General features: G+C 73.3%; 1 protein-coding gene. It reads right to left on the bottom strand.

Going from position 1 to position 832, the window contains the following annotated elements:
* Positions 1 to 832, bottom strand: an 832-nt coding sequence (locus FV226_RS27640; protein ID WP_147765423.1) for an IS66 family transposase, incomplete at both ends; no start/stop codon positions are given.

Here is an 832-nt window from a genome sequence, read left to right as displayed (position 1 = left end):
CGCCGTCGCTGTCGCTCATCGGGCGGCTGGCCGGCGATCTCGCGTTCGATGGCGTAGAGGGCGCCGATGCGCTCCAGCGCCTCCCCGGCGATGGCCGAGCCGGTCTTGGCGTGCACGTCGAAGAACTTGCGCCGGGTGTGGGCCCAGCACGCCGCCTCGATCAGGGCACCGCCGGTGCGCCCGCCCTCGTAGAGGCGATTGAAGCCGGCATAGCCGTCGGCGTGCAGCACGCCCTGGAACCCGGCCAGATGCGCCAGCGGCCGTTCGCCTCTGCGGTCGGGGGAGGCCAGGAACACGGCGGCCGGCGGACGCACGCCGCCATGGGACCGCTCGTCGCGCACATAGACCCAGAGCCGCCCGGTCTTCGTCCGGCCCAGGCCCGGCGCCAGCACCGGGACAGGGGTGTCGTCGCCGTAGAGGACCTCCGAGCCCGCCAGGACGTCCTGGCGGAGCAGGTCGACCAGCGGCGAGAGGGCGGCGGCCGTCGCGCCCACCCAGCCCGACAGGGTCGAGGTGGCCAGGTCTACCCCGTCCCGGGCATAGATCTCGGCCTGGCGGTAGAGCGGCAGGTGATCGTCGAACTTGGCCACCGCGATATGGGCCAGCAGCCCGGCTCCGGCGCGCCCACGGGCAATGGCGTGATGCGGGGCGGGCGCCTGCACCATCCCCTCGCAGGATCGGCATGCGAACGCCTCGCGCACGTGGCGGACCACCTTGAAGCGGCCGGGCACGTAATCGAGGGTCTCCGTCACGTCCTCGCCGATCCGACGCAGGACCCCACCGCAGGACGGGCAGGCGCAGGGGCCTGGATGGATCACGCTCTCGCGCGCCA

It is taken from the genome of Methylobacterium sp. WL12 (assembly GCF_008039475.1).
GTDB classification, from domain to species: Bacteria; Pseudomonadota; Alphaproteobacteria; order Rhizobiales; family Beijerinckiaceae; genus Methylobacterium; species Methylobacterium cerastii.
The sequence above is the reverse complement of the archived record's forward strand: the minus strand, read 5'-3'. Positions and strand labels throughout refer to the sequence as shown.